9 protein-coding genes are annotated in these 6,874 nt (G+C 40.0%); 2 read left to right on the top strand and 7 right to left on the bottom strand.

Annotated features, from left to right (window positions below; all coding sequences use genetic code 11):
* From VF500_RS23585 to VF500_RS23570, 4 genes are all read right to left on the bottom strand, one after another.
* The coding region (locus VF500_RS23585) for a hypothetical protein (RefSeq protein WP_330862021.1) at nucleotides 1–414 on the bottom strand (414 nt) is incomplete at its 3' end.
* A gap of 76 nt (nucleotides 415–490) precedes the next feature.
* Nucleotides 491–646 carry a hypothetical protein gene (locus tag VF500_RS23580; RefSeq protein WP_330862020.1) on the bottom strand — a complete coding sequence of 52 codons (156 nt, stop codon included), beginning with the start codon at nucleotides 644–646 and terminating at the stop codon, nucleotides 491–493.
* Between the two features lie 36 nt (nucleotides 647–682).
* Entirely contained in the window at nucleotides 683–826 is a 144-nt protein-coding gene (locus tag VF500_RS23575) for a hypothetical protein (protein ID WP_158604203.1), read from the bottom strand.
* A 50-nt stretch (nucleotides 827–876) separates the two neighbouring features.
* Nucleotides 877–1,038, bottom strand: coding sequence for a hypothetical protein (locus tag VF500_RS23570; RefSeq protein ID WP_158604204.1), 162 nt, complete (start codon nucleotides 1,036–1,038; stop codon nucleotides 877–879).
* A gap of 567 nt (nucleotides 1,039–1,605) precedes the next feature.
* On the opposite strand from VF500_RS23570, the gene VF500_RS23565 reads away from it, so the two are divergent.
* The gene (locus VF500_RS23565) at nucleotides 1,606–3,036 is read left to right on the top strand and encodes a tetratricopeptide repeat protein (RefSeq protein WP_330862019.1); all 1,431 of its coding nucleotides are present in this window, start codon (nucleotides 1,606–1,608) and stop codon (nucleotides 3,034–3,036) included.
* A gap of 24 nt (nucleotides 3,037–3,060) precedes the next feature.
* On the opposite strand, the gene VF500_RS23560 is transcribed toward VF500_RS23565, so the two are convergent.
* From VF500_RS23560 to VF500_RS23550, 3 genes are all read right to left on the bottom strand, one after another.
* Entirely contained in the window at nucleotides 3,061–3,357 is a 297-nt protein-coding gene (locus VF500_RS23560; protein WP_330862018.1) for a hypothetical protein, read from the bottom strand.
* Between the two features lie 220 nt (nucleotides 3,358–3,577).
* Entirely contained in the window at nucleotides 3,578–3,946 is a 369-nt protein-coding gene (locus VF500_RS23555) for a helix-turn-helix transcriptional regulator (RefSeq protein ID WP_330862017.1), read from the bottom strand.
* Nucleotides 3,947–4,113: 167 nt separating this feature from the next.
* The gene (locus tag VF500_RS23550; protein WP_330862016.1) at nucleotides 4,114–6,399 is read right to left on the bottom strand and encodes an ATP-dependent helicase; all 2,286 of its coding nucleotides are present in this window, start codon (nucleotides 6,397–6,399) and stop codon (nucleotides 4,114–4,116) included.
* A 153-nt stretch (nucleotides 6,400–6,552) separates the two neighbouring features.
* Between VF500_RS23550 and VF500_RS23545 the strand changes: the two genes are divergently transcribed.
* The coding region (locus VF500_RS23545) for a hypothetical protein (protein ID WP_330862015.1) at nucleotides 6,553–6,874 on the top strand (322 nt) is incomplete at its 3' end.

The following is a 6,874-nucleotide window of genomic DNA, read 5'->3' as shown; positions in this document are numbered from 1 at the left end:
AAGATCACGTTTTGGCTGAGGACCGCGAGCAAAATCAGCAGAACCAAGATCACGTTTTGGCTGAGGACCGAAAGCGAAGTCAGCAGAACCTAAATCACGTTTTGGCTGAGGGCCGAAAGCGAAGTCAGCAGAACCAAGATCACGTTTTGGTTGTGGGCCGCGAGCAAAGTCAGCAGAACCAAGGTCACGTTTTGGCTGAGGGCCACGAGCAAAATCAGCAGAACCAAGATCACGTTTTGGCTGAGGGCCGCGAGCAAAATCAGCAGAACCAAGGTCACGTTTTGGTTGAGGGCCACGAGCGTCGGCAGAACCAAGATCACGTTTTGGTTGAGGGCCGTTGGCGGCGTTTGCTAATGTTGCAGTTGATAATATGGTGCTTAATGCTAAAGTTGCTATCAGTGTTAAATTTTTCATAATGTTTTTAAATGTGTGTGGGGGTACGTAAATATTTTTGTTTGATATATCTCTTTTTGTATGATGTTGCTGTTTATTAGTCGGCGCTGCCTAAATCTCTTTTAAAGCCGGTTGTCAATGAGTTCACCGGCGCGATCACAAATTTTTCTTTGTTTTCTTTTGCGGTGTTTGTAGCTGATGATAATGCTCCTGCACTAAGTACTACGGTTGTTATGAGGATGAATTTTTTCATGTTGTTTTAATGTTTTATTGATCTTGAATGGATAAATCAGTCAGCACTTCCCAGGTCTCTTTTGTAACCGGTTGTGAATAAATGAAGGTTAGCAAACTCAGCCTTTGGCCTTTCCTTTTTACAGGATGAAATAACACCGGTGAACAGAACCGCTAAAGTGATGGTGATTATTTTTTTCATGATCGTGTGATATTATCGATGTCGAATTTTTTGTATTGTATTAATTGATTTCAGTCGGCACTTCCCAGGTCGCGTTTAAAACCTGCTGGTGTTTTGGTGAAATTGACAGCTGTTGGCTGTACATCTTTTTTTGTCGATGATGACAAAACTGATGACGATGAGAGTACTCCGGCGCCTACGGTAAGGAGTACAAAAAACACTGTTTTTTTCATATTGATTAATTATTGTATTTAATATTCTATTTTTTAAGTTAATACGATAGTGAATATTTATTAAAACTCATCAAGCTTATTTTAAGCTTATCACAAATATTTTAAAAGCCGGATTTTACTCTCTGTTTTTTAAAAATGCTGTTGTTTTAAATTTTAAAAAAAATGTATCTGTTTCGTATTTTTACACTATTAATTATGCGGTTAAATTACTAATTTTAAATGTAATATCATTCTGGTTAGTTGTTTGCATGGTATACAATTTGTTGCACATTTTTCACGGTATTTCACTTATTTGATATACAAACTATAATCATATTGTACATTTTTGATATATGTTTCAATATTATTGTAATTGGTTGTAAGCTATTTAAAGTGGTATTGCGTGGCGGTTTTTGTATATTTAATACATTGTATATCAGATATTTAACACTGCAAATATAAATATGTTTTTTAGTTTGTTGAAAAAAATATGAAAATAATTTTCCACAGTGTTTTTTATTCTTAACATTAAATATAATTCAGCATTATTTTATAACTTTCACCCCAACAGAACGTAGAAGTGTTTTAATGAAAAAAAACTGCACATTTATATTATTCTTTTTATTATCGCTAACGGTATACGCGAATGATATAATTGATGTTGCAGCTAAAGATACTAATGAGGTAATAAGCCTGAATACCAATGCTTACGCCAATAGGCTGACAAACCCGGAGCAAACAGTTGATGATGCCACCCGGGCCCTTAAGATATCTACCAAGCTGAATTATATCAATGGTATTGCAGAGGCTTATCGTGTTATTGGTATTGGTAAATACTATCTTGACCAGCCTGAAAAGGCTATTGAAAATTATCTTAACTCACTTTCATATTTCACCCGTAACAATAACCTGCGGGGCGAGGCCAAAGTTTATAATAATATAGGGATCCTGTTTCGTGATCATGATTATGAACGTTCGCTCACGTATCTTAACAGGTCGTTGGAGATAGCGCAAAAAATAAATGATACTAAATTGGTTGGGTCATTGTATTTAAATATAGGTAACGTTTACACGCGAAAAAATAACCTGTACATGGCCCTGAAGTTTTATGACAAAAGCTTCCCCATATTCCAAAAACTACGCGACTCGGTAAACCTTATCCAATGCCTGCAAAACCGCGGGGTTATTTATTTTAAGCTTAATGACTACGATAAAGCCCTTAGTTTACTGCTGGAGGCTAATGCCGGTGCTAAAGCACGTGATTTGAATGAATCGGTTGCCAGCGTTGATCTTACGCTTGCAGCACTTTACATGACCAAAGGCGACTTTGCAAATGCCGAAAAAATGGTGCAGGAGGGAACCGCTTATACCCAGTTAGTGAAAGACCCAAAGCTTGATTACGATTACAAATACACTACGTATGAGCTGGAATTTAACAAAAAGAATTACGCCCGTGCTTTGGGCTTGTTAAGGGAGATCTATAAGCAGGATAGTGTTACTTACAAAACTAACGTGTCGGCACAAATGAACCTGGTTGAGGCCAAGCGGAGGCAGGAAGAGCAGCTGAAGGAGAATGAAAGGATTGCAGAGCGCCAGGCTTATGACCGGTCGAAATTTTGGGCGGTGACCGTAGTTGCAGGCCTACTGCTGGTAGTAATTGGTTTGCTGATCAGTAATGTAAAACGTAAAGCCAAAACCAATTCACAGCTTACGCTGCTAAATGGAGAGGTATCCCGGCAAAAAGATAACCTTGACAGGATAAATCATCACCTTGAAGAGATCATTGATGAACGTACCAAGGATCTGCAACTAAAGAATAAAAAGCTTTCCGAGCATTCGTCATACCTGTCGCACCAGATCAGGGGGCCTATAGCTACTTTACGCGGTTTGATCAACCTTGAAAAAGAAGGCCTGGTTGACCAGGCCGAATGTTTGGATATGATGGATAAATGCGTATCTGAAATTGATGAAAAGATCATCGAAATGAGCGATATGCTGCATAACCCACCGAGAGTTTAGCCACGTATTAGTTTCCCTTTCCCATTAACTGAAGTGTACAGGCAGGCTTGAGTGTATTTGCGCTTCAATAAGCCCAAGGTAAATACAATACCAGGATATCATTTGCAAAACCAGCAGTTGCCTGTGTTTATCATAGCCACGCGTTTCAAATGCCAGCGTTTCCTCGCCCGAGGTTACAAAAAACCTTACTTCGCCTTTACTGGGTTTAAAGCGTGCCCGCAGTAAATCAAATGCCTTAACTTTCAGCTTGCTTTTAGGATCATGGATGATACCGTCGCTCGAGGTTTCGTTTTTTGATATGGAAATAAGATAATTTGACATACATTTTGTGTTAGTATCCGGCATGCCACAATTATTACTCCAAAATCGTTATAAAACGCTCATTATCGATAAATTAGCCAATACAATAGAAGGTCTTTTTATTTGAATTTCCTTTTGTTAAATATTGTTAACTACTATTTAATGTGTGCAATAAAACAGGACACAGATGCGAAGCAAACAATGTACACTATCGGTAAACTGTAAGCTTTACAGCACACATTTATACAGCTACACTGGTTTTGTTGCGTAACTCTTCATAAAGTAAGATCACTTTACGCTGCAAATTCGCGATTTCTGACTCGCGATCGATCAGCTTTTTCTGCGCTACGCTTAAACTTGATGGCTTCATGTCAACCTCTTCCGAATCAAGGGCCAGGATGTTTACCACGTTTACATCAAAGATATTAGCTATCTGCTCAAGGCGAGATAAGTTAATATCTGTTACGCCTGTTTCAATTTTTGAAAATGCAGGAATAGAGATGCCCAAACGGTTTGCCACATCTTCCTGGCTCCATCCATGCTGGTGGCGTAATGTCCGGATGTTTTTACCAACGGATTTGTTTGTTTTCTTTTTTACAGTATCGCTCATATCAATTAAATATTAATTAAGGAAAGGGGATACTTATACAATCCAAATGGTATGCCATCATTAAATTACCTTTAAATTAGTGTTATAAAGGCTATTTAATGATGGACTGTGGTGAGGGCTGGGGAATCAATTCCTCAAAGTAGGGATTTTTAACTCTCAGTTTATGTTTACTGAACTATGTAAAGCTTGGCAAATTTTAACAATAACTGCTTTTGTCCTATCTCTTTAAAGAAGATCGTAGCCTTTATATCAGGCTTATTACCCTCAAGAGACAGTACTTTACCGAAGCCAAAACGTTCATGCTCAACCTGCATACCAACCTGCAGATTGGAGGTGTCTGATGGCTTGAAATCGGCCGAAGGTACGTGGGCCTTTGCCAGTATAGATGTGGTTTTTACAGGTGCGGCAGCTGCCGGTTTTGGCTTTGAAAATGTATCAGGTTGTTTGTCCCTGCTCCATGCTTTACGCTCATCGTCAAAAAACGGGTTACTGCCCGATGCAGGTTTGGCGGTATAGTCCAGCTCAAGGTATTTGGCATCAATTTCATCCAAAAAGCGGCTTGGCTCGCAATTGATCAATGTTCCAAACTTAAAACGCGAGGTAGCGTAACTGATATGCAGCTTGCTTTCGGCGCGGGTAACGGCTACGTAAAACAGGCGGCGCTCTTCTTCCAGGTCGCTGCGTGAGTTAAGCGACATTTGTGAAGGGAACAGATTTTCTTCCAATCCAACAACATATACCTGCGGAAATTCGAGACCTTTTGATGAGTGGATGGTCATGAGCGATACCGTTTCGGCATCCTTGTTTTTATCCTTGTCATCATTGGTAAGCAGGGCTACATCCTGCATGAAAATATCAAGGCCTTTTTCTTCAATATCCTCGCGCTCCGAAAACTCCTTGATACCGTTTAAAAGTTCCTGGATATTTTCGTAACGGTTAAGTCCTTCAACCGATTTATCTTCGTAAAGATCCTTCAATAAGCCCGAATGCTGAGCAATATATAAAGCCGATTCATAGGCCGATTTTGTTTTAGTCAGCACCTGGAAACTTTGGATCATAACAGCAAAATTGGAAACCGCACCAGATATTTTTCCTTCCAGGTATTTGCCAGGCTCAACAATCACTTCCCAGGGTGTTATGCCGTGCTGGTCGGCAGCTACAATGATCTTATCAACCGAAGTGTCACCAATACCGCGTTTTGGGTAGTTAATAACACGTTTTAAGGCTTCCTCATCATTAGGGTTAAAGGTGAGCCTGAAATATGATATCAGGTCCTTAATTTCCTTACGCTGGTAAAATGAAAGCCCTCCATATATTTTATACGGAACGCCCAGCTTACGCAAAGCTTCCTCCATAGATCGAGATTGCGCATTGGTACGATAAAGTATAGCAAAGGCCGACCATTTAAGTCCGTTCGAGCTGCGGTCCTGCATAATGGCTTCGGCTACTATTTTACCTTCCTCATTATCGCTGAAGGCGCGCATCACCTTGATCTTTTCGCCCGATTCTTTTTCGGAGAATACGTTCTTTTTAAGCTGATCTTTATTATTACGGATGATGCTGTTGGCCACATTCACAATGTTTTGAGTTGAGCGGTAGTTTTGCTCCAGCTTAAATACCTTCAGATCAGGGTAATCCTTTTCAAAATTGAGGATGTTTTGAATATTGGCGCCACGGAAAGCATAGATACTTTGGGCATCATCGCCTACAACACACAGGTTTTCGTTAACGGCAGCAAGCTTTTTAACAATCAGGTATTGCGAAAAGTTAGTATCCTGATACTCATCAACCATGAGGTATTTAAACTTATGCTGATATTTATTGAGCACATCGGGGTGCAGTTTCAGCAGCTCGTTGGTTTTGTACAGCAAATCGTCAAAGTCCATCGCGCCTGCACGATAGCAGCGGATGGCGTACATCTCGTAGATCTTGCCCATTTGCCCGCGGCCGCTCGAAAAATCGTCGGCCTGGATCTGCTCGTTCTTGTTATATTCCTGCCACGAGATCAGGTTGTTTTTTGATGCCGAGATGCGGTTAAGTACAAAATTTACACTGTACAGCTTATCATCAAGGTTCATTTCTTTTAAAATGGCCCTTAAAACGCTCTTGCTATCGTCGGTATCGTAGATGGTGAAATTGCTGGGATAACCAATTTTTTCGGCTTCCACGCGTAATATTTTGGCAAACACCGAGTGAAAGGTGCCCATCCATATATTTTTGGCTTCGTTGCCAACAACGTGGGTGATACGCTCGCGCATTTCACGGGCGGCCTTGTTGGTAAAGGTTAGTACCAGTATGTTAAATGAATCAACACCCTTGCGTATTAAATGTGCCACGCGATAGGTAATAACACGTGTTTTGCCCGATCCGGCACCGGCAATGATCATCACCGGCCCCTCAGTTTGTTCAACTGCTGCCCTTTGTTCGGGATTTAAACCCTGTAAGTAATCCAAAATCTTTTCCTCTTTCTATGAGGCAGCGAAATTAAGGTTTTGGGGCGAAAGGGGAAAGGATTTCGGATGTCGAATTTGAGATTTCGGATTTGTAGCAAATGACTGATTATTGTCAATAATAAATATTCATTAAAATTGTAACTAATATTAAAAATGGCCGAAACCTTCGAGACTTACACCCGCCGTCCGCTCATTTATAAAATAATGCAGCTGCCTGCAGTTTTACTATTGATTTTCTTTGTAATGGCTCCCTTTAGCAAGAATTTAAATGGGCCTTTATTATTCATAATGATTTTATCTTTCTTTTTTGGCTCTATCGGCTATTTTGTAAACTTGTTTTGGTGGAGCATGCCGAGTTATATAAAAGATGGTGAGTTGGTTTTTGAGGAAGATCGGGTTGTGCTAAATAACACTGTATTTATCTTAGATGACCTGAAATTGATAGAAATAGATTGCCATAATTATGCAGGTAAGC

Source organism: Mucilaginibacter sp., from assembly GCF_036383575.1.
Lineage (GTDB): Bacteria > Bacteroidota > Bacteroidia > Sphingobacteriales > Sphingobacteriaceae > Mucilaginibacter.
Note: the sequence above shows the minus strand (reverse complement) of the source record. Positions and strands in the feature narration are given on the sequence as shown.